22 protein-coding genes, 1 tRNA gene and 1 other RNA gene are annotated in these 24868 nt (G+C 67.2%); 1 reads left to right on the forward strand and 23 read right to left on the reverse strand.

The features are described from left to right. Window positions 1–19: 19 nt before the first annotated feature. Window positions 20–421 (forward strand): secondary thiamine-phosphate synthase enzyme YjbQ, encoded by a 402-nt coding sequence (locus VGK27_00080; protein HEY3488499.1) that lies wholly within the window; start codon window positions 20–22, stop codon window positions 419–421. On the opposite strand, the gene VGK27_00085 is transcribed toward VGK27_00080, so the two are convergent. The 23 genes from VGK27_00085 to rpoD all read right to left on the reverse strand — a co-directional run bounded on the left by VGK27_00085 (window position 408) and on the right by rpoD (window position 24866). Further along, window positions 408–2156 carry a radical SAM protein gene (locus tag VGK27_00085; protein HEY3488500.1) on the reverse strand — a complete coding sequence of 583 codons (1749 nt, stop codon included), beginning with the start codon at window positions 2154–2156 and terminating at the stop codon, window positions 408–410. The two genes, VGK27_00080 and VGK27_00085, sit on opposite strands and share 14 nt — an antisense overlap. Before the next feature lie 19 nt (window positions 2157–2175). Next, entirely contained in the window at window positions 2176–3351 is a 1176-nt protein-coding gene (gene ftsZ, locus VGK27_00090; protein HEY3488501.1) for a cell division protein FtsZ, read from the reverse strand. Window positions 3352–3371: 20 nt separating this feature from the next. Next, complete coding sequence (gene ftsA / locus VGK27_00095; GenBank protein ID HEY3488502.1) at window positions 3372–4607, reverse strand: cell division protein FtsA; 1236 nt, start codon at window positions 4605–4607, stop codon at window positions 3372–3374. Beyond that, a complete protein-coding gene (locus VGK27_00100) occupies window positions 4608–5462 on the reverse strand; it encodes an FtsQ-type POTRA domain-containing protein (GenBank protein HEY3488503.1) in 855 nt (284 codons plus the stop codon). 4 nt (window positions 5463–5466) lie between these two features. Then, a complete protein-coding gene (locus VGK27_00105) occupies window positions 5467–6396 on the reverse strand; it encodes a D-alanine--D-alanine ligase (GenBank protein ID HEY3488504.1) in 930 nt (309 codons plus the stop codon). Further along, window positions 6389–7276 carry a UDP-N-acetylmuramate dehydrogenase gene (gene murB / locus VGK27_00110; protein HEY3488505.1) on the reverse strand — a complete coding sequence of 296 codons (888 nt, stop codon included), beginning with the start codon at window positions 7274–7276 and terminating at the stop codon, window positions 6389–6391. The genes VGK27_00105 and murB overlap by 8 nt, the downstream gene beginning before the upstream one ends. 22 nt (window positions 7277–7298) lie before the next feature. Then, window positions 7299–8666, reverse strand: coding sequence for a UDP-N-acetylmuramate--L-alanine ligase (gene murC / locus VGK27_00115; protein HEY3488506.1), 1368 nt, complete (start codon window positions 8664–8666; stop codon window positions 7299–7301). Beyond that, window positions 8659–9753 (reverse strand): UDP-N-acetylglucosamine--N-acetylmuramyl-(pentapeptide) pyrophosphoryl-undecaprenol N-acetylglucosamine transferase, encoded by a 1095-nt coding sequence (locus tag VGK27_00120; protein ID HEY3488507.1) that lies wholly within the window; start codon window positions 9751–9753, stop codon window positions 8659–8661. Before VGK27_00120 ends, murC begins: the two co-directional genes overlap by 8 nt. Beyond that, on the reverse strand, window positions 9695–10885 hold the full coding sequence (gene ftsW, locus VGK27_00125; protein ID HEY3488508.1) for a putative lipid II flippase FtsW: 1191 nt from the start codon (window positions 10883–10885) through the stop codon (window positions 9695–9697). Before ftsW ends, VGK27_00120 begins: the two co-directional genes overlap by 59 nt. Continuing rightward, window positions 10882–12207 carry a UDP-N-acetylmuramoyl-L-alanine--D-glutamate ligase gene (gene murD, locus VGK27_00130; protein ID HEY3488509.1) on the reverse strand — a complete coding sequence of 442 codons (1326 nt, stop codon included), beginning with the start codon at window positions 12205–12207 and terminating at the stop codon, window positions 10882–10884. The genes ftsW and murD overlap by 4 nt, the downstream gene beginning before the upstream one ends. 22 nt (window positions 12208–12229) lie before the next feature. Then, window positions 12230–13306: a phospho-N-acetylmuramoyl-pentapeptide-transferase gene (gene mraY / locus VGK27_00135; GenBank protein ID HEY3488510.1), complete on the reverse strand. Its 1077-nt coding sequence runs from the start codon at window positions 13304–13306 to the stop codon at window positions 12230–12232. Further along, window positions 13306–14724 carry a UDP-N-acetylmuramoyl-tripeptide--D-alanyl-D-alanine ligase gene (gene murF, locus VGK27_00140; protein HEY3488511.1) on the reverse strand — a complete coding sequence of 473 codons (1419 nt, stop codon included), beginning with the start codon at window positions 14722–14724 and terminating at the stop codon, window positions 13306–13308. The genes mraY and murF overlap by 1 nt, the downstream gene beginning before the upstream one ends. Further along, window positions 14702–16198, reverse strand: a complete 1497-nt coding sequence (locus tag VGK27_00145) for a UDP-N-acetylmuramoyl-L-alanyl-D-glutamate--2,6-diaminopimelate ligase (protein HEY3488512.1) — start codon at window positions 16196–16198, stop codon at window positions 14702–14704. The genes murF and VGK27_00145 overlap by 23 nt, the downstream gene beginning before the upstream one ends. 10 nt (window positions 16199–16208) lie before the next feature. Beyond that, window positions 16209–18179 carry a penicillin-binding protein gene (locus VGK27_00150; GenBank protein ID HEY3488513.1) on the reverse strand — a complete coding sequence of 657 codons (1971 nt, stop codon included), beginning with the start codon at window positions 18177–18179 and terminating at the stop codon, window positions 16209–16211. Between the two features lies 1 nt (window position 18180). Beyond that, entirely contained in the window at window positions 18181–18525 is a 345-nt protein-coding gene (locus tag VGK27_00155) for a cell division protein FtsL (GenBank protein ID HEY3488514.1), read from the reverse strand. A gap of 24 nt (window positions 18526–18549) precedes the next feature. Then, the gene (gene rsmH / locus VGK27_00160; protein HEY3488515.1) at window positions 18550–19539 is read right to left on the reverse strand and encodes a 16S rRNA (cytosine(1402)-N(4))-methyltransferase RsmH; all 990 of its coding nucleotides are present in this window, start codon (window positions 19537–19539) and stop codon (window positions 18550–18552) included. Next, a complete protein-coding gene (mraZ, locus tag VGK27_00165) occupies window positions 19455–19910 on the reverse strand; it encodes a division/cell wall cluster transcriptional repressor MraZ (protein HEY3488516.1) in 456 nt (151 codons plus the stop codon). Before mraZ ends, rsmH begins: the two co-directional genes overlap by 85 nt. A gap of 215 nt (window positions 19911–20125) precedes the next feature. Next, window positions 20126–20523: RNase P RNA component class A (rnpB, locus tag VGK27_00170), an RNA gene on the reverse strand. 21 nt (window positions 20524–20544) lie between these two features. Then, window positions 20545–20964 (reverse strand): ribonuclease HI family protein, encoded by a 420-nt coding sequence (locus VGK27_00175; GenBank protein ID HEY3488517.1) that lies wholly within the window; start codon window positions 20962–20964, stop codon window positions 20545–20547. Beyond that, window positions 20961–21686 (reverse strand): C4-type zinc ribbon domain-containing protein, encoded by a 726-nt coding sequence (locus VGK27_00180; protein HEY3488518.1) that lies wholly within the window; start codon window positions 21684–21686, stop codon window positions 20961–20963. The genes VGK27_00175 and VGK27_00180 overlap by 4 nt, the downstream gene beginning before the upstream one ends. Continuing rightward, on the reverse strand, window positions 21686–22843 hold the full coding sequence (locus tag VGK27_00185) for a Nif3-like dinuclear metal center hexameric protein (protein HEY3488519.1): 1158 nt from the start codon (window positions 22841–22843) through the stop codon (window positions 21686–21688). The genes VGK27_00180 and VGK27_00185 overlap by 1 nt, the downstream gene beginning before the upstream one ends. Before the next feature lie 101 nt (window positions 22844–22944). Then, window positions 22945–23021, reverse strand: a tRNA-Ile gene (locus VGK27_00190). 54 nt (window positions 23022–23075) lie between these two features. Next, the gene (gene rpoD, locus VGK27_00195; protein ID HEY3488520.1) at window positions 23076–24866 is read right to left on the reverse strand and encodes an RNA polymerase sigma factor RpoD; all 1791 of its coding nucleotides are present in this window, start codon (window positions 24864–24866) and stop codon (window positions 23076–23078) included. Between the last annotated feature and the right edge of the window lie 2 nt (window positions 24867–24868).

Raw genomic sequence — 24868 nt, forward strand, 5'->3', positions numbered from 1 at the left:
TTACCGGAGAATTATCCCCATGCGCACCCAGACGCTCAGCTTCACCACCGACCACCCGCAGCAGATGGTCGACATCACGGGGGAGATCCGGAAAGTGCTGAAGGACAGCGGCGTGACCACCGGCGCCGCGAGCATCTTCGTCCCGCACACCACCGCCGGCGTCACCCTCAACGAGAACGCCGACCCCAACGTCCGCACCGACCTGCTCGCGGCGCTCGATGCGCTGGCGCCCGTCCAGGCGAACTACCTGCACGCCGAGGGCAATTCCCACGCCCACATCAAGGCCACGCTCGTCGGTTCCTCGGTGCACATCTTCGTCGAGACGGGGCAGCTCATGCTGGGCACCTGGCAGGGCGTCTTCCTCTGCGAGTTTGACGGCCCCCGCACGCGCAACGTGCTGGTGCGCGTCACCGGGAGCTGATCGCCTCGTAGCGGGAACGCAACGTGATGCGGGGCGCCCCCCCGTCCACGGCGTCCCAAGGGAAGCATTCGTCCGCGTCCTTTTCGCGATACAGCAATTCCTCCATCCGCACCGGCAGCGGCCCCGACGGCAACGATCCCTTGTTCGGACGGCATCGGGACAAGAGCGTCGACACCCTGCGGTCGGATAACCCCAGGTATCCCTGGAGCAGTGCCGAGCGCGCCGTGTCCGACGTCACCGCCAGGTTCCCCTCGGGCCGGACCGCCTTCGCGATGGCCGCCATCCGGTTCGATAGTTCCTTCTCCGACGCCATGGCCGCCCACTGCAACGGCGTGAACGGCTTCGGGACGAAGGGCGACAGCACCGCCGTCACCGTTCCCATCCGGCCGATCGCCTTCGCCTCCTCGAGCACAGCCCCCTTGAATGCGCGCATGAACGCGACCGTCCCCCCGACCTCCTCGTCGGCAGGCGCCCCCGGTACCCCCACCAGGAAATAGAGCTTGAACGAGAGAATCCCCGCCCGCGCCAGCGTCCGGCCGGCGGAAAGGAAAACGGCGTCCGGGATCTTCTTGCCGATCCGCGCCCGGCGCGCGGCGTCGCCGCTCTCGGGCGCCAGCGCCACCGTCCGCTGGCCGCTCCGGCGCAGGATCTCCGCGATCTCGTCGTCGACGAGGTCGGCGCGAACCGACGCGGGCGAGACGGCGCCGCCGCGCGCCAGGATCTCGCGGGCGAAAGCACGGAACGGCGACCAGTCGAGCACCGCCGCCCCGACCAGCCCCACTTTCTTCCGCTGCGGCCACGCCGCATCGACGACGGCGCGCACCTGGTCGACCGGCGCCTCGCGAAACCGGGGGCAGGCATGGGAGGCAGCGCAGAAGGCGCACTTGCCCGGGCAACCGCGTGAAGTCTCGACGAGGATCATGTCTCCCATCTCCGCTTCCGGCGACGAAACGACCGGCGGCTGAGGGTAACGGGCCAGGTCGACCTCTTCCCTGACGACCTTTTCGGGGAACCCCGGGAGCGGATGGATCCGGCGGAGGCGCCCCCCGCCGGGCGGATCGCCGGCAACCGCATCGTCATACTCGGGGCGATATCCCGCGGGGACGTAGACGCCCGGGATGCCGGCCAGCGCCTTCAGGTACCTTTCCTGCTCCACGCTTGGCGCCCCATGGTCGAGGATCGCTTCCAGCGCCCGTTCCCCGTCGCCCACGACGATCGCGTCGGCGATCGCCCCCGCCATCTCCGGGTTGAGGGAAGCAGCGAATCCTCCCCCCAGGACCAGCGGACGGGCTCCGGCCGTCGACGCGCGGTCGATCCGCAGCGGCGTCACGCCTCCGGCCGACAGGACCGACGGGAGGTTCGCCAGGTCGGTCTCGCACGACAGGGAGAAGGCGACGATGTCGAAATCGGAAAGCGGCCGGCCGCTCTCCAGCGTCCGGATCGGGGCGCCGTCCGGGGTTGCGTCGAAGCTTGCCCCGCGGGAATCGGGGAGGAACGCCCGTTCGCACAGCGCGTCGACGCGGAGGTTGATGCGGGCGTGGATTGTCAGGAATCCCAGGTTCGCCATCGCGACGGCATAGCGGTTCGGGTAGACCAGCGCCACGCGCAGCCGGCCGCCCCATTCCTTCCGGCCCCCGCCCGTCTCCAACGGCGCCGCCGACTCGCGAAAACGGAACGGGCCGCTTCCGCGGCCCGCGCCTTCCGGCTTTCCCTTTCTTCTTCCCGCGTCCTTCATCCCGGGCGTGATTTCCCGTCTACTCGGAGCGCCGGCGCAGGAACGTCGGGATCTCGAAGTCGTCGATCTCCTCGATCTCTGCCTCGACGTCGATCATCGGCAACTCCTCGACCCGCTCCGGCTCGGAGGCGCGTCCGTTGCGCAGGATGGCGGGGCGATCGAACTCGTTTCGCCCGCCGACGAGCGAGATCACCCGCCGCCCGGACGACTGCGGCCGTCCCATCGTCTCGGAGGCGACCGTCTCGAATCCGGTAGCGATGACGGTCACCTGGAGCTCCTCGTCGCCCATCGTCTCGTCGGTCACCGTGCCGAAGATGATGTTGGCTTCGTCGTCGGCCTCTTCCTGGATGAGCGTCGCCGCCTCCTGGACCTCGGTCAGCGAAAGCGACGAGCTCGCGGTGATGTTGATCAGCACGCCGCGCGCGCCCCGGATCGAAACGTCTTCCAGCAGCGGGTTGGAGATCGCCTTCTCGGCCGCCGCCATCGCGCGGTTGGGGCCGGACGCGCTCCCGGTCCCCATGAGCGCCACCCCCATCCCGGACATGACGGTCTTGACGTCGGCGAAGTCGAGGTTGATGATGCCCGGCTTGGTCACGAGCTCGGAGATGCCGCGCACCGCCTGGAACAGGACGTCGTCGACCTTCTTCAGCGCCTCGCTGAACTTCATGTCCTTGCCCGCCACCATCGGCAGCTTCTCGTTCGGGATGACGATGATCGTGTCGACGATCGCCCGAAGGTCCTTGAGCCCCGCATCGGCCTGCCGACGCCGCGGGCTTCCCTCGAACAGGAACGGCCGGGTAACGACCCCGACGGTGAGCGCGCCGATCTCCCGCGCCACCTCGGCGATAACCGGGCTCGCGCCCGTCCCCGTACCGCCGCCCAGCCCCGCGGTGATGAAGACCATGTCGGCCCCGGTCAGCGCCTCTCGAAGCATCTCACGGTCTTCCTCGGCCGCCTTGCGCCCCACATCGGGGTTGGCGCCCGCGCCGAGCCCCTTGGTCAGCTTCGTCCCGAGCTGCAGCTTGAGCGGAGCGAGGCTGCGCGTCAGCGCCTGGGCATCCGTATTCGCGACGATGAACTCTACGCCCCGGAGCCCTTGCTCGATCATCGTGTTGACGGCGTTTCCGCCGCCTCCGCCCACGCCGAAAACCTTGATGACCGCCTGGCAGCGGTTTTCCTCGACCACTGAAAACATCGTCGTTATCCTCCTCGTTTCTAGAACAGTTCCTGGATGTATCGCCGGAAGCGGGCGATGATGCCGTCGTCGTCCTCGTCGCCGTCGGCCGGCCCCGACTGCTCGGCGATGCGCGCGCCGTACATCGCGAGCCCGACCGCCGTGGCATAGGATGGGCCTGCGACGACCTCGACCATCCCCTCGATGCCGATGCTGCGGAGCCCGGGGCGGACGTCGACCCCGAACACCCGCTCGCCCAGCTCGGGAAGCCCCTCCATGAGCGCGCTTCCGCCCGTCAGGACGATCCCCGCGCCGATCTGGTCGTCGAGCCCCGAGCGCATGATCTCTTTCTTGAGCCGCGTGAAGATCTCCTCGGAGCGCGCCTCGATGATCTCGGCGATATGCTGGCGGCGGCTGGGGCGCGGCTTGCGTCCGCCGATGCCCGGCAGCTCGACGAGCTCGTCGCGGCGGACCCTCTGGACCATGGCGCACCCCGAGTTGACCTTGAGCGTCTCGGCGTCCTGGAACGGAAGCTTGAGCACGCTGGCGAGATCGGAGGTGATCATCGACCCGCCGTAGGGCAGGAACGCGGTATGCCGGAGCGAACCGTCCCGGAAAATGGCCATCTCGACCGTCCCGCCCCCGAAATCGAGCAGGACCACCCCGACCTCGCGCTCTTCGGGGGTGAGCACCGCCTCGGAAGTCGCCAGCGACGACAGGACGAGGTCGCTCACGTTCAGCCCGGACTTCTCGATGCAGCGCGCCAGATTCTTCATGCTGGGGATGTCGGCGGTGACGACGTGGACGCGGGCGTCGAGCCGGATGCCGGTCATTCCGCGCGGGTCCTTGATCCCGCCGGCGTCGTCGACGATGAATTCCTGCGTCAGGACGTGCAGCGTCTCCCGGTCGTGGGGCAGGTCGACCGCCTTGGCGCGCTCGAGCACGCGGGCCACGTCGGCGTCGGTCACCTCCTGCTCGTTCTTGACCGGGATCGCCGCGTGGCTGTTGAACGACTTCACCAGCGGGCCCGAAACGCCCGCATAGACCGATTCGATCGCGACGCCGGAGGCCTTCTCGGCCTCGGAGACGCTCTCCCGGATCGACTGGACGGTCGCATCGACGTTCACGACCGCGCCGCGCCGCATCCCGTCGGTAGCGGCGGCTCCCATCCCGAGGATCTCGATGCCGTTGCCGGCCTTCCTGCCGATGACGGTCACGACCTTGTTCGATCCGATATCGAGCCCGGCCACGACCGGCGTATGTTGATCCAGGTTCATCTATTCCCCCGGGCGTATGAAGATTCTGCCATCGGTTTTCAGGTCGACCACCCCGCTGCCGGGGCCGATTCCCGCAAGCTTGGGGATTGCGGAGTCGATCCGCCGAACCGCATCCTTGAGGTCGACGGTGCCGAGCTTGAGCTGCAGGCCGTTGTCGCGCGTGACGAGCGTGAACCCTTCCTGCGCGTCGAAATGGATCTCGGAGATGTTGCGTCCGAGCGGACCGGATTCGGCCACCTTGAGCAGGTCGATCGTCCGCTTGAGATTCTGGCGCGTGACGACATCCTCGGTGGATGCCAGCTCGCGACGGTCGAAACCGGTGATGATCGGAAAGTTCTTCGGGTCGTAGGCCGAGAGCCTCTTGAAGATCGTGCCTCCCGCGTCGACGTACCAGAGCGTGTCGGAGTTGATCATCGCGACCGCCCTCCGCTCGGTGATCCGCACGATCAGCGTGTCGGGGAACGCCTTGCGGACCGATACGTCCTGTACCCACGGGTGCTCCCGGAGCCGCCGGCCGATGTCGCGCGTCGAGAGCCGCCAGATGTTGCCCTGAGGCGCCCCCTTGAGCGTTCCCCACACCTCGTCGCGCGTAACGTGGGCGCACGGGTTCATGTCGATCTCGCGGACGGTGAACAGCGCCGAGCGGCCCAGCCACGCGTAGGCCATGGCGCCGGACACCGAGACGATCACGACCGACAGGAGAGCGACGACGAGCAGCATCGTCTGCCGCGCCGACATCCGGCTCGCGGAAGCGCTTCCCCGGTCGCCCGGGCGCTCCTTCCCCTTCCGGCGGACGACCCGCGCCGGCCGATTCTTGCCCAGCGATTTCTTGTGGTACGCCTTGTACTCGATCATCCGTTTAGCGATTCAGCCCCGCGTCTTCGAGAATCTCTTCGACAAGATCGTCGAAATCAAGCCCGTCGAAGCGGGCCGCCTTCGGCAGGAGGCTCGTTTCGGTCATGCCCGGGATGGTGTTGGCTTCGAGAAAGAACAGCTTCCCCGCCGGGTCGACCCGGTAGTCGATCCGGGCCGCTCCCCGAAGCGACAGTGCCTGAGCCGCGCACCGCGTGTATTCGGTCGCCCGCGCCAGCACCTCGTGCGGCATCGGGACCGGGATGACGTACTCGGTCTCGCCCGCCGTGTACTTGGAGCGGTAGTCGTAGAAGCCGGACTTCGGCCGCACCTCGATCGCGGGAAGGACGCGGCCGTTGACGATGCTCACCGTCAGCTCCCGCCCGGCGATGTACGCCTCGGCCAGGATGCGCGGATCGTATTTCGATGCCTCGACGAGCGCGGGGCCCCATTCGTCGGCGCTCCGAACGATCGAGATCCCGACCGTCGAACCTTCCCTGTCGGGCTTGACCACCAGCGGCAGGCCGAACGGCGGCAGCGCGGCCCCGACGAGCCCCGCGCCCTCATACAGGGCGTCGGCGGCGACCGGGACGCCTGCGGCGGCCACGACCCGCTTGGCCAGCACCTTGCTCATCGTCAGCGCGGAGGCGGCTACGCCGGAGCCCGTGTACGGGATACGGGCGAGCTCGAGGGCGCCCTGGATGCAGCCGTCTTCGCCATACCGGCCGTGCAGCGCGATCAGCGCCACGCCGATCCCCGCCTCCCGGATCTGTCCCAGCCAGTCGCCGTGGATGTCGATGTCGACGACGTCGTACCCTTTGCGCCGAAGCGCCGCGGCCGCCGCCGCTCCCGTCCGGAGCGAGACGTCGCGTTCGGAGGATTCTCCCCCGTAGAACACGCCGACCCGGACGGACCGGAAACGCCCTCGCTCACTCATGGATCGCCCCCCATATCCTGACTTCGGGTACGAGCTCGACGCCCGCCATGGCACGGACCGCCTCGCGCCCCCGCGCGATGAGCCGCATCACGTCGGCGGCTGTCGCGCTTCCGATGTTGACGATGAAATTGGCGTGCTTGCGCGAAAACGCCGCATCGCCAACCCGGAATCCCTTCATCCCGGCGCGCTCGAGCAGCTCGCCCGCGCTGAGCGGCCCCTCGGGGCGCAGGAAGGTGGAGCCGAACGTCCGTTCGCCCCAAGGCTGGCTTTCGCGCCGCTTCTCGTTGATCTCCTTCATCCGCGAGAACACCGCGTCGGGCGTTGAAGGGGCAAGCCGGAAGGCGGCCCGCACGATCACGCCCTCGACCGGGTAGTCGGCATCGCGATAGGCAAACCCGATATCCCGGGCGCCGATCCGGTGCAGCGCGCCAGCGGCATCGACGATCTCGACCCAGTCGACCGTCTCGCCGACCGAGCGGCCGTAGGCCCCGGCGTTCATCGTCAGCGCCCCGCCGACCGTGCCGGGAATGCCCGCCAGCTCCTCGATCCCCGACAAGCCGGACAGCCCGCACAGCACCGCCAGGCGGGGCAGCATCGTCCCCCCCTCGGCGACGACCGATCCGGCCGAGGAGAACATCACCTTCCCCATGTTCTTCTTGAGGCAGATCACTTTCCGGTCGACTCCGGCGTCGGCCGCCAGCAGGTTGCTGCCGGCGCCCAGCGTGAGGAACGGCTCGCCCGCCGAAGCGATCAGGGTGCGCACCTCGGCCGGCGACCTCGGATACGCGACCAGCGGCACGGGTCCGCCGATGCCGATCGTCGTGCACGACGACAGCAGGACTCCGACCGCCTCGTCGGGCTTTGTTTCCGAACTCTCCATTCGACCGCCCCGTCCCCTGCGGTCAGCGGGAAAGGAGGCTTTCTCCCAGCTTCCAGACATCGCCGGCTCCCATCGTCAGAAATATGTCGCCCGGGCGCAACACGCCGGCGATCTCTTCCGTCGCCAGCGTCGCCTTGCCCAAATACCTTGCGGCCTTGTGCCCGTGCTCGCGGATCGCCTCGCACAGCCGTTCGCCGGTCGCCCCCTCGATGGGCTGCTCGCCCGCCGGGTAGACGTCGAACACGAAGAGGTCGTTCGCGTCATTGAACGCCGACAGGAAGTCGCGGAACAGCGCCTGCGTCCGGGAATAGCGATGCGGCTGGAACCCCACCACGATGCGCCGGTCCGGCCACACCTCCCGCGCGGCCGCGAGCGTCGCCCGGATCTCGGCGGGATGATGGCCGTAGTCGTCGATGATCGTCGCGCCGTCCCGCTCGCCCTTGACCTGGAACCGGCGCGCCACGCCGCGATAGTCGGCCAGCCCCTTGCGGATGTCGTCGAACGGGACGCCCAGCTCGGCGGCGACCGCGGCCGCGGCCAGCGCGTTGCTGACGTTGTGGCGGCCCGGCGCGTTGAGCAACACCTCACCGAGCAGCTCGCCGCGGCAGACGATGCGGAAGCGGTTTCCCATGCCGCCCGGCACGACACCTTCCGCCCGATAGTCGGCATGCGCGGAAAAGCCGTAGGTCACGAACGTCTTCTCGACCGACGGCAACAGGTCCTGGACGTTCGGATGATCGACGCACAGCACCGAGAAGCCGTAGAAGGGCACCTTGTTGATGAAGGAAAGGAACGTCTCCTTGATCTGGCCGATGCCCGAGTAGAAGTCGAGATGCTCCGGGTCGATGTTGGTCACCACCGCGACCGTGGGCGAAAGCTTGAGGAACGAGCCGTCGCTCTCGTCGGCCTCGGCGACGAGGAAATCGCCCTGACCGAGCTTGGCGTTGGAGCCGAGGCTGTTGAGCTTGCCGCCGACGACCGCCGTGGGATCCCACCCGGCGGAGGCCAGCACGGTGGCGACCATCGACGTGGTCGTCGTCTTGCCGTGGGTGCCCGCGATGGCGATGCCGTATTTCATCCGCATCAGCTCGGCCAACATCTCGGCGCGCGGGATGACGGGGATCTTGCGCCGGTACGCCTCGCGCACCTCGGGGTTGTCGGACTTGACCGCGGAGGAGATGACCACGACGTGGCCGTCGGCGGGAACGTTTTCGGCCGCGTGCCCGATGAGAACCGTCGCCCCGAGCTTTTCGAGCCGGTCGGTCGTCTCGGACTTCTTGAGGTCGGAACCGGAGACCCGGTATTCGAGATTGAGCAGCAGCTCGGCGATCCCGCTCATGCCGATGCCCCCGATCCCGACGAAGTGGATGCGCAACCCTTTCCTATACATGGGCACCCCCTGCCCGGGCGTCGAGCGCGCGGAGCGCCGACGCGATGATCGAAACCGCCGCATCCGGGCGGGAAAAACCGATGGCGCCGGCCGCCGCGGAACGGGCTGCGGCGGGATCGTTCTCCCAGCCTGCAAACAGCGCCAGAAGCTTTTCCGGTGTGGCTTCGGGCTCGCGGATCCAGACCCCCGCACCGGCAGCGCAGAATTCGGCGGCATTTTTATCCTGGTGGCCGTCGGCCGCGAACGGATAGGGGACCAAAACGCACGGCTTCCCGAACAACGCCGCCTCGGCGATCGAGAGCGCCCCGGCCCGCATCAGCACCGCGTGGCATCGGGCGAACAATGTGTCGATCCGGTCGGTGAACGCGACGGCCTCGACCGGCAGCCCTTCGGCTGCGATCGATTGCGTCACCGCATCGTACTCCCGGGTCCCGGTCTGGAGCAGGAAGCGCATGGCCAGGCCATCACGCCGGACGCTGCGCGCCATGTCGAGCACCCGCCCGTTGATCGCCCGTGCGCCCTGCGACCCGCCGATCGCCAGCACCGTGAACGGTGGCGGCACCTCGGACGGGCAAGCGGCCGCCGCGGCGACGATCTCCCTGCGGACCGGGTTTCCGGTCACTTCGGCGCGGCCTGCGGGGAATCCCGCGAGCGCCCCCTCGAACCCGGCATAGACCTTTGTCGCCATGCGCGCCAGGATCCGGTTGGACCGGCCCGGCACCGCATTCTGCTCCTGCAGGAAGAGCGGGACTCCCGAGACCGCCGCCATCAGCGCGACGGGGACCGAGGCGTACCCGCCCACGCCGAAGACCAGGTCGGGGCGACGGCGACGCAGCACGGACGAAGCGGCGAACATTCCCTTCACCATGGACACGGCCCCGCCGACGGCCTCGAGCCCCATTCCGCGGATCTGGCCGGAAGGGACGAAGTCGATCTCGAAGCCGCGCGCGGGAACCGCCTTCGCCTCGTGCCCCCGCTCGGTCCCGACGAAAGAAACCGACCCGCCGGGGCACTGCGCGAGGAACGCCTCAGCAAGCGCTATCCCCGGATAGACATGGCCGCCTGTCCCGCCCCCGGCGATGATCATCTTCCTGGACAATCCCTTCCGCCCCCTTCATCGAGATATTGATCAGAATGCCGGCCGCCGCCATGTGGAGGACCAGGGAACTGCCACCGAAGCTCAGGAACGGCAGCACCATCCCCTTGGGGGGAAGGAGCGACAACCCGACCATCATGTTCATGAACGCCTGCAGGCCGATCACGATGGACAGTCCCATCGCGAGATACTCCCCGAACGGATCGCGGGCCCGGCGGGCGATCCGGAAACCGACCCAGACCAGCACCAGGAAGCAGGCGCCCACCGCAGCCACGCCCACGAATCCGAGCTCCTCGCCGACCACCGAGAAGATGTAATCGGTGTGCATCTCGGGCAGGTAGAAAAGTTTCTGCTTGCCCCCGCCGACGCCGGAGCCGAGCAGCCCGCCGTTCGAAAAGGCGATCAGCGACTGGACCACCTGGTAGCCGGCGCCGCTCGCCTGGGAGAACGGGTCGAGGAACGCGGTCAGGCGCTTCATCCGGTAGGCCTCGTGGGTCACGAGCCAGACCACCGCGGCGATCGAGACGGGCACGAGCGCGCCCAGCATCTTCAAGGGCAACCCCGCAATGAACAGGATCGTCATGAAGGAAAGGCAGATGACCACGGTCATCCCCAGGTCGGGCTCCTTGAGGATCGGGAGGACGAACAGCACCAGGACGACCACCATCTTGAGGTAGGGCTTCATCGTTGCCAGGTCGGCCCGGGCGGTGGTCGCGGTCCGGTCGATGGCCCAGGCGGCATAGGCGATCATCAGGAACTTGGCCAGCTCGGAGGGCTGGAACAGGCACACGCGCAGGTTGATCCAGCGGGAGGCGCCGTTGGCCGTGTGGCGGAGGCCCGGAACGTAGACCATCAGGAGGCAGGCGAATCCGCCCGCCATCAGCCACGGCATGCGCTTCCGGTACCAGTCGTAATCGACGCGCGCAAGCACCATCCAGGTCGCGATCCCGAGCGCGAGGAAGAGGATCTGCTTCTTGAGGAACCAGGCGGCGTCCCGGCCGAACTTCGCGGAGGAACCCGCCATGACGTTCGTGGCGCTGTAGATCATGATGATGCCGATCAGCACCAGCGTCAGGACGCAGGTGACGAGCAGCATGTTCTCGTGTCGTTTGCCGATGTTCATTCGGGCAGTTCCAGCACCGCGGCACGGAACTTCTCGCCGCGATCCTCGAAGCTCTTGAACATATCGAAGCTGGAGCAGGCCGGGGAAAACACCACGACGTCGCCCGGCTGCGCCATGTCGGCGGCCTTCCGGATCGCATCGGCCAGCGTGTCGGCCATGGCGATCGGCGTCGATCCCGAAAGCTCGGCCTGCATCCGCCCGCGCGCCTGCCCGATGAGGACGGCGCCGCGCGCCTTGCGGGAGAGCGGCTCGCGCAGCGGGCGGAAGTCGACCCCCTTGTCCTTGCCGCCGGCGATGAGCACCACGGTCTCGGAGAAGCCCTCGAGCGCCTTGAGAACGGCGCCCACGTTGGTCCCCTTCGAGTCGTTATACCAGTCCACGCCGCGCCTCGACCGGACGAATTCGACCCGGTGGGGAAGCCCGGGGAAAGTCGAAAGCACCTCGCGAACGACGCCCTCGGGAATCCCCATGCGCCGCGCCGCCGCGATCGCGGCCATGGCGTTCTCGACGTTCTGCGTCCCGGGGATCCGGAGCAGCGATCGGGGGTAGCGTTCTTCGCGCCCCCCGTCGCGGAAGACCATCGTGTCGCCCGAGAGGAAGACGCCCTGCGGGAGCTCGCGCGTCAGGGAGAAGGGCAGGATGTCGGCGCGGATCAGGCCGACGCGCGCGGCGACCTCGGGGTCGTCGGCGTTGACGACCGCCGTATCGCCCGTACCCTGGTTGCGGAAGACCGCCATCTTGGCTTCGGCATAGGCGGCAAACCCGGAATAGCGGTCGCTGTGGTCTTCGGTGATATTGAGCAGCAGCGCGACCGCGGGGCGGAACGTGTCGATCGTCTCGAGCTGGAAGCTGGACACCTCGACCACGCCCCAGTCGTATTCGCCGGAGGCGGCGGCGACGAACGGCGTGCCGAGGTTCCCGCCGACGAAGACGCGGGGGAAGGCTTTCTGCGCCATCAGCCCGATCAGCGTCGTCACGGTCGACTTGCCGTTGGTACCGGCCACGGCGGCGACCTTGCCCCGGAACCGGCGGAATCCCAGCTCGAGCTCTCCCCAGACCGGCACGGACGCCTCCCGGAGCGCCTGGAGCGGCAGCCGGTCGGCCGGGACGCCCGGCGACAGTACGACGAGCCCGGCCTGGGCGGCATCGGAAGCGGAGGGCATCCCCTGGCGAAATTCGGCGCCGTCGGGCAAAGGCCGCCCGAGCGAACGCTCGACCGCATCGCGCTCCCGCGCGTCGAAGAGCGTAACGGCCCTCCCCTCGCGGAGGAGCAGCTCGGCGGCGGCGACACCCGAGCCGCCGGCCCCTACGACAAACGCCATCTTTTCCCTCGGTTCCACGATGTCACCGGATTTTCAGCGTGCTGATCGCCAGCAACGCGAGAATGACCGACAGGATCCAGAAACGGACGATGATCTTGGGCTCGGCCCATCCCTTGAGCTCGAAATGATGGTGGATCGGCGCCATGCGGAAGATCCTTTTCTTGCGCCACTTGAAGGAGGATACCTGGAAGATGACCGAAAGCGCCTCCATGACGAAGACGCCGCCGACGAGCGCCAGCACGATCTCCTGTTTCACCATCACAGCCACGACCCCGAGCGCCCCGCCGATCGCGAGCGAACCCGTGTCACCCATGAATACCTGCGCAGGGTAGGTATTATACCAGAGGAAGCCGATCCCGGCCCCCGCAAGCGCCCCGCAGAAGATGGTCAACTCGCCCACCCCCGGGACGTAGGGAATCTGGAGGTAGCTCGAGATCTTGATGTTCCCCGCAAGGTAGGCGAACAGCATATAGGTGCCGGCGGCCATGATCGAAGGGCCGATCGCCAGCCCGTCGAGGCCGTCGGTCAGGTTGACCGCGTTGGACGCGCCCACGATCACCAGGACGATGAACGGATAGTAGAACCACCCAAGGCTCGGATGGAGGTTCTTGAAGAACGGGATGCTCACCGTGTCGGTGATGCCGACGTCGGTCGAGATCAGCCAGGCGGCGGTGGTCGCCACCAGGATCTGCCCGAGCAGTTTCCCTCGGGGCGAGAGCCCCTTCGTATTTTTCTTGACCACCTTCTTGTAGTCGTCGATGAAGCCGATCGCCCCGAAGCCGACGGTGACGAATACGACGATCCAGATGTACGGGTTGTAAAGATTCGCCCAGAGTAGCGTCGGCACCACGGTGGCCAGAACGATGAGCAGGCCGCCCATGGTGGGCGTGCCCGCCTTGACCAGATGGCTTTCGGGCCCGTCGGTGCGGATCGTCTGGCCGATCTGCTTGGCTTCCAGCTCCCGGATGAGCCAGGGCCCAACGATGAAGCTGATCAGGAGCGCCGTAATGGACGCATAGATGGTCCGGAACGTGATGTACCGGAAGACGTTGAAAAAGCTGTAGCTTACGTGGAGCGGAAACAGCAGGTGATAAAGCACTAGCCCCACGCCTCCGTGATGGATGTCACGATCTCGTCCAAATGCATGCCGCGGGAGCCCTTGACCAGCACGACATCCCCTTCGGCCACCGACGCGGCGACCAGACCCTTAAGCCGCTCGCGGTCCTCGGTGTGCGCGATCCGGTCGGGCGCCATCCCCGCCTCGGACGCGCCTTTCGCGATCAGCTGCGCCTGGGGGCCGAAGGCGACCACCATCCCCGTATCGAGGCCGGCCGCCATGTGTCCGATCCGGAGGTGCGCCGTCGGCGAGGCGTCGCCCAGTTCGAGCATGTCGGCCAGGATCGCGACGGTCCGCCGCCCGGCGGCCAGCGCGGCCATATTGCGAAGCGACGATTCCATCGAAGCCGGATTCGCGTTGTAGCAGTCGTCGAGCAGGAGCCCGCCGCCCCGCAACGGGACCGCCCGGAAGCGTCCGGGGGCCGGTGCGTAGCCATCGAAGCCCCCCGCAAGCTCATCCGGACGGAGGCCCAGCGCGTAAGCGGCGGCGGTCGCGGCAAGCGCGTTGGACAGCTGGTGCTCGCCGGTCGCCCGCAGCGTGGAGGTGAACTCGCCCGACGGCGTCCGGATCGCGATCTCCATGCCGTCGTCCCGCATCGAGAGGATGCGCCCCGAAAATTCATTGAGCGGGACGCCGTAGTAGATCTTTCGGGCCCGGCAGCGTCCCGCTTCGCGCACGACGCGCAGGTCGGTGGCGTTGACGATGGCCACGCCGCTCTCGGGAAGCGCCCGGAACAGGTCGCCCTTCTCGCGGGCCACCCCTTCCATCGTGCCCAGCCCCTCGAGGTGCGCCGGCGCCACGTTGGTCACGATGGCCAGGTCCGGCGCCGCGATATCGGCCAGGCGCGCGATCTCGCCGGCCCGGTTGCTGCCCATCTCGATCACCGCGATGTCGTGCTCCGCCGAAAGCTCCAGCAGGGTGAGCGGCATTCCGATCAGGTTGTTGCGGTTGCCGACGTTCCGCAGCACGTTGCGCCCGCGCGACAGCAGCGCGTAAAGCATCTCCTTGGTCGAGGTCTTGCCCGAGCTTCCGGTGATGCCGACCAGCGGGATCTGCCGGAACCGGCGCCGATGCGCGCGGGCGAGGTCGCCCAGCGCCTCGACGGGGTCCCGGACCACGAGCAGCATCCCCCCGGTCGCCCCGGCCGGGACCTTGGCCGCGCCCGCCTCGGACACGATGGCCGCGAGCGCCCCTTTCTTGAAGGCCTCGGCGACGAAGTCGGCGCCGTCCGCCCGCTCGCCGGGGAGCGCCACGAAGAGCGCGTTCGGGGAGATTTCCCGGCTGTCGGTCGTCACCCGGCCGATCTGAGCGGACATCGGCGCAGACCCGACGTTCTGGACCGGATGGATCGCGACGATCACATCCTCGATCGAGAGCCTACCCGAGGTTCGCAAGGGCATCCCTGACGGCCTGTCGATCGTCGAAAGGCAGGCGCCTGTTCCCGATGATCTGAACATTCTCGTGTCCTTTCCCGGCGATCGCCACCGTGTCGCCCGGCTGCGCCAGCGCGAGGGCCCGGCCGATTGCCGCTTTCCGGTCTTCGATGACCACGTACTGATGCGGCTCCGGCGCCACGTCCGGGGCGGCTTCGGTCCATCCCTCCGCCGCGAGTCCCGGCACGATGTCGCGAATGATAGCTTGCGGATCCTCGTCGCGCGGGTTGTCGGACGTGACCACGACGACGTCCGATCGCCGCGCCGCGATCTGTCCCATCTCGGGGCGCTTGGTCTTGTCGCGGTTCCCGCCGCACCCGAACAGCGTGACGAGGCGCGAGGGAGACAGCTCCTGCAGCGTCGCGAGGATCCGGTCGAGCCCGTCGGGCGTGTGCGCGTAATCGACGAACACGTGAAGCCCGCGGCCGTTTTCGATCGGCTCCATGCGGCCCGGGATCACGGGCGCGGCCTCGATGCCCCGGCGGATGGCCTCCGGCGGAACCCCAAGCAGCAGCGCGCCGCACACGGCGGCCATCACGTTGGAGCTGTTGTAGGCGCCGATCAGCCGGGTGCGGAGGGCGATCGGCCCGGACGGCGTCGTCAGCGTCAGGCGGGTGCCGTCCCAGCCGGCCTCGCGCACGAGGGGCCGGACCGTAGCGGTTTCGGAAAATCCGAAAGAAAGCGACCCGGGAAACTCGGCGATCAGCCGCGCTCCGTAGGGATCGTCGGCGTTGAACGCCATGCCGGCTTTCTTCCCGCCCGCGGGCAGGTATTCCCGGAACAGGCCGGCCTTGGCGGCAAAGTAGTTTTCCATATTCCCGTGATAATCGAGGTGGTCGTGCGTCTGGTTGGTGAACAGCGCCGCGTCGAACCGGACGCCGGCGATGCGTCCCTGTGCCGCGGCATGGGATGACACCTCCATCACGAGCCGGTCGGCCCCGCGGGCAAGGGCCGAGGCCATCACTTCCTGCAGGTCTTGCGGAAACGGCGTGGTCAGCCCCGACTGCAACACCTCGTCGCCCACGCGATAGTTGATCGTCCCGATCACGCCGGCCTTGTGCCCCTCGGCCTGGAAGATCGACTCGAGCAGGTAGGTCACCGTGGTCTTTCCGTTCGTGCCGGTTACGCCCACCACCTTCATCCGGGCGGAAGGATCGCCGTGGAAGGTCGCGGCCACGCGCGGCAGCGCCTCGACGGTGGAGGCAACCCGGACGACCGGGATCGGCGCCCCGGCGATGTCGCGCTCGACCAATGCGGCGACGGCGCCGCGGGCGGCGGCGGAATCGAGGAATTCATGCCCATCGGCCTGCCCGCCGGTGATCGCCACGAACAGGTCGCCCGGCTTTACCAGGCGTGAATCGGTGCGGATTCCGCGAATCTCGAGCGCCCCGATCGACGCCCCCGGCGATGCCACGCCCATCAATGTTACCGAAAGCCGCATCGCCGCTTCGCTACCTTCCGCCGAACGAGATCTTGCATTCCATGCCCGGCATCAGCAGCGTCCCGGGCTCGGGCGATTGCTCCTTCGCGATGCCGCTGCCGCCGAGCGACAGCCGGACCGAGTAGCGCCCCATGATGTCGACGACGCGCCCCATGCTCATGCCGCGAAGGTCGGGCATCACCATCGTGCTCTCCGTCGGGGCCGACGTCGAGACGGGGCGCAGCTTCAGGCCGCCCGTCCTGGGTGCGTCCGCCTTTGCGATATTCTCGATCGGGTGGGTCGGCCGGATGCCCAGGTAATAGGCGGTCTTGATGGCGATCTGGGTGAATGCCGGCGCAGCGACCACGCCGCCGTAGACGACCCCCTTGGGCTCGTCGAGGACGACGAGGATCAACAGCTGCGGATCCTCGAGAGGAAGGAAGCCGATGAAGGAAGAAGTCCGTTTGGTCGGCGAGTAGCGCCCGGTCCCGACCTCGACCTTCTGCGCCGTCCCGGTCTTTCCGCCGACCCGAAACCCCTTGATGCGCGCCTGGGTGCCGGTCCCGTCATCCTCGACGACCGCCCCCATGATCTCGCGCATCTGGGAGGATGTTTTCGGCGAGATGACCCGCCGGAGCTCCTTCGGCTCTCCCCGGAACGAGATGCGCCCTTCCGGGTCGCGCACCTCGCGCACCAGGTACGGCTTCATGATCCGGCCCCCGTTGATGACGGAAGCCATCGCCGTGACGAGCTGGATCGGCGTCACCGAAATGCCCTGCCCGAAGGAGACGTTCGCCTGGCTGATCCCGCGGAAGCCTTTCTTCGCAGGAAGCAGGCCGGAAACTTCCCCCTTGAGTTCGACGCCTGTGCGCGCCCCGAAACCGAAGGTCCGGATCATGTCGTAGTTGGCGTCGGGGTCCATCCGCTCGCTGATCTTGGCCGCGCCCACGTTGCTCGAATATTTCAGCACCTCGGTCACGTCCATCCAGCCGTGCTTGTGGGTGTCGTGGATGACCCGGCCCGCATAGTGATAGGCGCCGTTCTCGCCGAAGAACTTGTCGGTCGTCTTGACCCGCCCCATCTCGAGCGCCGAGGCGAGCGTGAACACCTTGAAGGTGGAGCCGGGCTCCATCATGTCGGTGACCGCGTGGTTCTTGCGGGCCTCGGGGACGGCGCTCGTCGGGGCGTTCGGATTGTAGTTGGGAAGCGTCGCCATCGCGAGCATCTCGCCGGTGCGCGGCTGCATGACCAGCGCCGTTCCCCCGCGGGCGGAGTACTTGTCGACGGCCGTCTTCAGCTCGGTTTCGGCGACGTGCTGGATGTTCCGGTCGATCGTCAGCATGACCGAATGCCCTTTGGCGTCGATCTCGGTCTCGGCGGAGGCCGGGGCGATGATGTGCCCGCGGGCGTCGCGCTCGCAGGTCACGAACGCCCTCTCGCCGCGAAGCTGCTTGTCCATCGACAGCTCGATCCCCTCGATACCGACGCTGTCGAGGTTGGTGAAGCCGATCAGGGAGGCGGCGAGCTCCCGATTGGGGTAGTAGCGCTTCGGCTCATCGAAGGTCCCGATCCAGTCCGCGGACTCTCCCTTTCGCCCGGTCCGGAACGCCTCGCGGACTTCCTTGACCGCCTCGTCGGCCGCGTCGGACGGCATCTGGCGGCGGACCCAGGTGAAGCTCTTGCCGCTCGCAAACAGTTTGCGAAGCTCGGGGATGGAGCGTCCCACGCGGGGAGACAGGATCGCGGCGGCCTTTTCCGGGTCCTTGACATGCACGGGCTGCACGAAGATCGACTTGGTGGAAACGCTGACGGCAAGCTCGTTGCCCGTTCGGTCGAGAATTACCCCGCGCTTCGGAACGAGCGGCACCCTGACACAGTACTGGTTCTTGCCGCGCTGGCGGATCGCCCCGCCGTCGACCACCTGGACCTGGAACGCGCGCACGACGACGACGCCGTAGAGCGCGAGCAGGAGGCCGAGGATGATGCGGGCGCGCAGCGTCATCTCAAGGGATCAGCCGTTCCATGCGGGGATCGACCATCCCCAGCGTATTCTTGGCGAGCGCCTCGATGCGCGAAGGGGTCTGGAGCGCCAGCATCTCGGTGCGCAACAGGTCCTTCTCGTGCTGCAGCTTCCGCTTTTCATCGAGCGCCGAGGAAACGGCATAGCCGATCCGGATGTTCGTGCCGGTGATCCAGACGTTGAAGAGCGAGAAGGCCACGATGCACAGCACGATGGTGCCGGCGCGCAGGCGGAACTTTCCCTCGGGAAGGATCGACATGCTCTCCCGGGGCAGCGGGCGAACATGGGTCAGCATGCAGACCCCGTTCTTGACCACCATCTTCTTCATCGCGGAACCTCCTTGTACGGTACGTCAGGCGGCGCGGCGAGCGACGCGGAACCGCGCGCTGCGCGCCCTGGGGTTTTCCCGGACTTCGGCCTCGCCGGGGCCGACGGGCTTCTTCGTGAGCACTTTCATCGTTGCCGAATCCCCTTTGGCGGCCTCCCGGAAGGCCACCTTGACCAGCCGGTCCTCGAGCGAATGGAAGCTGATCACCCCGACGCGCCCCCCCGGCGCCAGGTGCGCCGGAATCCTTTCGAGGAACAGCGCGATCGATTCGAGCTCCCGGTTCACGGCGATCCGGAGCGCCTGGAAGGTCCGGGTGGCCGGGTGGATATCGCGCGGCCAGCCCTTGCGCGGGATCGCGGAGGAGACCAGGCGTGCGAGCTGCCCCGTGGTCTCGATCGGCTCCCTGCGGCGCTGCTCGACGATGCGTGCCGCGATCCGGCGGGAGAACCGCTCTTCGCCGTACTGATAGATCAGGTTCGCCAGGTCTTCTTCGCGCGTGAAGCGGACGATGTCCGCCGCGGTCGCCCCGTCGCCTTCCGGGTCCCGGCGCATGTCGAGAGGCCCGTCCTCCCGGAACGTGAAACCGCGTCCGGGATCGTCGAGCTGGACGGACGAGATGCCGAGGTCGAGCAGCGCGCCGTCGAACGGGCGCCCCCCGGCCGCTTCCTGCAGCCGGTCGAGATCGGAGAAGTCGGCATGCACCGTGCGCACCCACGGGTACGGCGCAAGCCGGGTCGCGGCGATCCGGAGCATCGAGGGGTCGCCGTCGGCACTGACCAGCACGCCTTCGGGCCCGACCCGCTGCGCGATGGCCTCGGAATGGCCGCCCGCGCCCGCCGTGCCGTCGAGGAAGCATTCGCCCGGCGCCGGCGCCAGCAGATCCATCGTCTCCTGGAAAAGAACGGGTATGTGTCCTTCGGGCAAAGGCGTCAGATCCCGAGGTCGCTGATCCGCTTGGCGAGATCCGCATTTTCCGGAAGCGCCTTCTCGAAGCCGCCCACTTCCTCGTTCCACCGCGCGAGCGACCAGATCTCGAAGCGCCGCCCCATCCCGGTGATCGCGATGTCTTTTTCGAGCCCGGCGTATTCGCGCAGCGTCTGCGGCACGAGGATGCGTCCCTGCTTGTCGAAGGAGACCTCGACCGCCGATCCGACGAAGAAGCGCTTGAAGCTGTTGAGCTGCGGGTCGACGCTCGAGATGTCGGCGAGCCTGCCCTCGATCGCGTCCCACTCGGGAAGCGAGAACGCGTAGAGGCACCGCTGCCACCGCGTGATCATGAGCGATTCGTGGCCTGCCTTTTGGATGAGATCGCGGAAGGGGGCGGGCACGTTGACCCTGCCCTTGGGATCGATGGTATATTCGAAGAGGCCACGGAAGAACGACATTGGGGCTAGTTACCCACCTTTCCCCACAATTACCCACTGGGAGACCATTTTAATCTCGTGGGGAAGGGTGTCAAGCGTTTTTACGGAAAGGCGCAACCCGTGGGCGGATCGCCGAAAACCTTCGGTTTTTCGCAAGGAAGCATCAAACAGGAATAAAAAACGCGAAAAGGGTTCCACAGCGGAACGTATCCCGTTGCGGAACCCTTTTCGTCATGTGTCCGAGGAGGCCATAAGCCGGGTTCTGTCCGCGGCAACGAAGCCGCGTGGCGGCCATTTCTCTAGGACGCGCGTTACCGCGCGTCTCAAGCGGCCTGACCCGGGGACTTCGGACGGGCCGCCCTCCCCCCGCCCGAAAAACCGGCGGGATCGCCCCCCTATTTGGCCTTGCTCCAGGTGTGGTTTGCCGTGCCGGACCGGTTACCCGGGCCGCGGTGAGCTCTTACCTCGCCGTTTCACCCTTACCCTGCCTGACGGCAGGGCGGTCTGTTTTCTGTGGCACTGTCCTCGGGGTCGCCCCCACCGGGCGTTACCCGGCACCCTGCCCTGCGGAGCCCGGACTTTCCTCCCGTCCCGCGAAATGAACCGCGGAACCGGCGGCCGCCCGGCCTCCTCGGAACCCTTCGGCCGCTGTCGTTCAGCGGCCTCGATCGTATTCGTCGATCGCCTTGTTGGCCAACCGGTCGGCGTCCCGGTTCTCCTCGCGCGGGACGTGCGTCACGCGGGCCGACGGAAAGCTTCGGAGGCGGCGGCTCGCGTCGAGGAACAGGGGGCGCAGCCCCTCCGACTTCACCTTGTATTGTCCGTTGATCTGCTTGACAAGCAGCTCGGAGTCGGCGAGGACGGTGACGGAGGCCGCCCCCAGCTTTTCGGCCTCGTCGAGCCCCAATAGAAGCGCCTTGTATTCGGCGACGTTGTTGGTGGTTTCGCCGATATAGGCGTAGAACTCGCGGGGGGCGTTCTCGCCGTCGACCCGCATGAACACGCCGATCCCCGAGGGGCCGGGGTTCCCGCGACAGGCGCCGTCGGTCCGGATAGTCAGCCGCTTCCCGCTCATCCGGCTTCGGACCCTTCGCACTCTTCGGAGTAGTACAGCAGCCGGTTGCAGTTCGGGCAGACGTAGAGCTTGTCGCCGCGCTGCAGCATGTTGTAGAGCTGGGGCGACAGGTTCATGTGGCACCCGCTGCAAGCGCATTGCTGGGCGGAGGCGATCGCCACTCCCGAGCGCCGCTCGAAGATCAGCTCGAAGCGCCGCAAAAGGGACTTATCGAGCGAAGCGCCCTTCCGCTGCCTGTCGGCGTTGATCGCGGCGATCTCGCGATCGTACGAGGCCATCCGCGCATCGATGTCGACCATCTGCTCGTGGTAGCGCCCGCTGACCTCGTCGAGTTCGGCCTTGCACTCGTTCATGCGCTTCTCGGCCTCTTCGTGGCGAGCCATCAGCGCGAGAAGCGCCTCTTCCCGTTCGGTGTTGAGCCGCTTGGTCTGCTCGATCTCCTTGAGCATCGCATAGTATTCCTTGTTGGTCTTGATGCCCATGAGCTTGGCCTTGGCCTTCTCGACCTTGTCGCTCTCTTCCTCGATCTCGCGCTCCAGGTCGCGCCGCTGCTGCCGGACGCCCTCGAACTCCTGGCGGGCCGCCAGGAAGGCGGCCTCGCGTTCCTCGAATAGTCCCTTGAGGTCGGCCACTTCGAGCGGCACCCTGCGCTTTTGCTCCTCGACCGTGCGGGCGCGCGTCATGATCTCCTGCAGATCCAGCAGAATCTTTACCTGCTCCATCAACTTTTTTCCCCTCCCGATATCTCCCCCGGCCGCCATGGCCGCAGGGGCTCCTTCTCGATGAAAATGCGAACGAGTGCGGATGCGCCGAACGTTTCCGTGATCACCCGCTTGAATTCCGGCAAGATCCATTTCTCAGCGGCGCCGTGTCCGACGTCGGCAACCGTGATCCCGGCGGCCATCGCCTCTTGCGCCTGGTGGAACTTCACGTCTCCGGTCACGAACAGGTCGGCGCCTGCATCGACCGCGGCCCGGATGAAATCGGCCCCGCTCCCCCCCAGTACCGCGATGCGGCGCACGGTTCGTCGCAGCGGACCCGCGACCCGGAGCCCGCCGTTGCAGCGCAGCCGGTGGGCGATCGCATCGAGGACGGCGGCGGCCGGCGCAGCGGCCGGCAGCAACCCTATCGCGCCGTACCCTCCGCCGAGCGCGCCACCCCTGAGCGGGTAGACGTCGATCGCCGGCTCTTCGTAGGGATGCGCGCCGCGGAGCGCCTGGAGGACGCGGGGCAGGTCGGCCCCGGCGACGACCGTCTCGATCCGGAGTTCGGCCACGGCATTCCGGCTTCCCGCCGTGCCGGCAAAAGGCGACGCGGCGCGCGGTGCGGTGAACGTCCCGGTCCCCCCGGACTCGAACGTGCAATCGGAATAGTCGCCGATGCGGCCCGCGCCGGCGCCGGAAAGCGCGACCCGGATCGAATCGGCATTGTCTTCGGGTACGAAGACGACGACCTTGCAGGCATTGCCCGATGGATCGTCGGGGACGAGCGGTTCGATCCCCTGAAGCCCCAGGCGCCGGGCGATCGCCCATGACACGCCGAACGGCGCCGCATCGGCGTTGGTGTGGGCGCTGATGACCGCCGCCCCCACCCGGGCCAGCCGGAAGGCGGCGGCGGAGGCGGGGCGATCGGGCCGAATCGATTTGAGCGGGGAGAAGATCAGCGGGTGATGTGTGACAAGCAGGTCGGACTTGGTGCGGATCAGGCGATCGACGGCCGCGGGGCTTGGGTCGAGCGCGACGAGGATGCGGTCGGCGCGCTGACCCGGATCTCCCAGCTGGATCCCCACGTTGTCCCATTCGGCACAGTGGGCGAAGGGGTAGGCCGCGTTGAGCGCCTCGAAGACGCCCCGGACGGTTGGAATCGCTCCGCTTTTCACCGGGGCCCCGGGTCCCAAACGAAAAATGCACCGGGAACCGGTGCATTTTCGAAAGACATTCTGGGGGACGCGCATTTCATATGATTCGCTACCATCGTTATTGGTGGGCCCACCTGGGCTCGAACCAGGGACCAGCCGGTTATGAGCCGGCAGCTCTGACCAACTGAGCTATGGGCCCGCGTGAAACCAAAGGAACATTCTAGCATCATCGGGACGTGAGGGCTATGGGCACTCACTCCATAAAGGTCCGGAGGCGCTTGCTGCGGCTCGGGTGCCGCAGCTTGCGCAGCGCCTTGGCCTCGATCTGCCGGATCCGCTCGCGGGTGACGTCGAAGTCCTGGCCCACTTCCTCGAGCGTGTGGTCGGTCTTCTCGCCGATCCCGAAGCGCATGCGGAGAACCCGCTGCTCGCGCTCGGTGAGGCTGCGCAGCACCTTGTCGACCTGCTCGGCGAGGTCGACGTTGATGACCTGGTCGACCGGCGAGGCGGTGGTCTTGTCCTCGATGAAGTCGCCCAGGTGGCTGTCTTCCTCTTCTCCGATCGGCGTCTCGAGGGAGATCGGCTCCTTGGCGATCTTGAGCACCTTGCGCACCTTCTCGAGCGGGATGTCCATCCGCTCGGCGATCTCCTCGGGGCTCGGCTCGCGCCCCAGCTCCTGCACGAGGTAACGAGAGGTACGGATCAGCTTGTTGATCGTCTCGATCATGTGGACCGGGATGCGGATCGTGCGCGCCTGGTCGGCGATGGCCCGGGTGATCGCCTGGCGGATCCACCAGGTGGCGTAGGTCGAGAACTTGTAGCCGCGGCGGTACTCGAACTTGTCGACCGCCTTCATCAGGCCGATGTTGCCTTCCTGGATGAGGTCGAGGAACTGCAGGCCGCGGTTGGTGTATTTCTTGGCGATGGAGACGACGAGCCGCAGGTTGGCCTCGACGAGCTCGCGCTTGGCCTCGCGCACCTTGGCCTCGCCCTCGTCGATCGCCCGGAGCGTGTCCTTGAGCTCGATCGCCTTGAGCCCCGAATCCTTCTCGATCTTGCGGATGCCGGCGCGAGATTCCTTGATGAGGGCTTCCATGCCGATCAGCCGGTCCTTCGGGATGTGCAGCTTCATGGCGAACTTGCCCATCTCCTTGCCGTCATCCCGCAGCTCGTGGAGCCGCTTGAGCAGGTCGGCCTCCTTCATGCGCGTCTTGTCGCAGCATTCCCGGATCACGCCCTCGGCGCGCTCGACCAGGTCGGCATAGCGCCGGATCTTGTCGCCGAGCATCTCGATCTGGCGTTCCTTCAGGTGGATGTCCTGGATGAGGTCCTCGACCTTGCGCGACGACTGCTCGCGCTTGTCCTTGAGCGCCTGCCGCTCCTTCTCCGGGAGCTTCCCCTTGCGGAGTCGGTCGTCCATCTCCTGGACCGCCTCAAGCATCTTCTTGATGCGGGCGATGATCTTCAGGACCTTGTCGAGCGCCGCCTGCTCCTCTTCCTCGGTGGATTCCTCATCGAGGTCTTTGATGACGTCCTTGATGTGGAGTTCGCCCGCCTTGAGGCGGGTGCCCAGCTCGAGCAGGTCGTTGCGCGCCAGCGTGCAATCCTTCACGGCGGAGACGATCTCGCGTTCTCCGTCCTCGATGCGCCGTGCCAGGTTGACCTCGCCCTCGCGGTTGAGCAGCGGGATCGCCCCCATCTCCTTGAGGTAGAGGCGGACCGGGTCGTTCCCCTTGATGCCGCCCGGATACTCGTAATCCTCTTCCTCCTCGACGGCGGCCTCTTCCTCGACGCCGGCTTCCTCGTCCTCGGCCGTCTCCGCGTCGCCGATCAGGCCCCCGCGACCCGGAAGCGGGACCTTCGCGAAGGCGTCGACCACTTCGATCGCATTCTCGCCGAAGATCTCCATCACATCGTCGATCTGCTCGCCCGACAGGATGTCGGCGGGAAGTACGCTGTTCAACTCGTCATAGGTGACGAAGCCCTGGGCGCGACCCTTCTCGACCAGTTCGTCGATCCCCTCAACCGGTTTCCTTCTGACCATCC

This window comes from Candidatus Deferrimicrobiaceae bacterium, assembly GCA_036504035.1.
In the GTDB taxonomy this organism is placed as follows: Bacteria; Desulfobacterota; Deferrimicrobia; order Deferrimicrobiales; family Deferrimicrobiaceae; genus JANXPS01.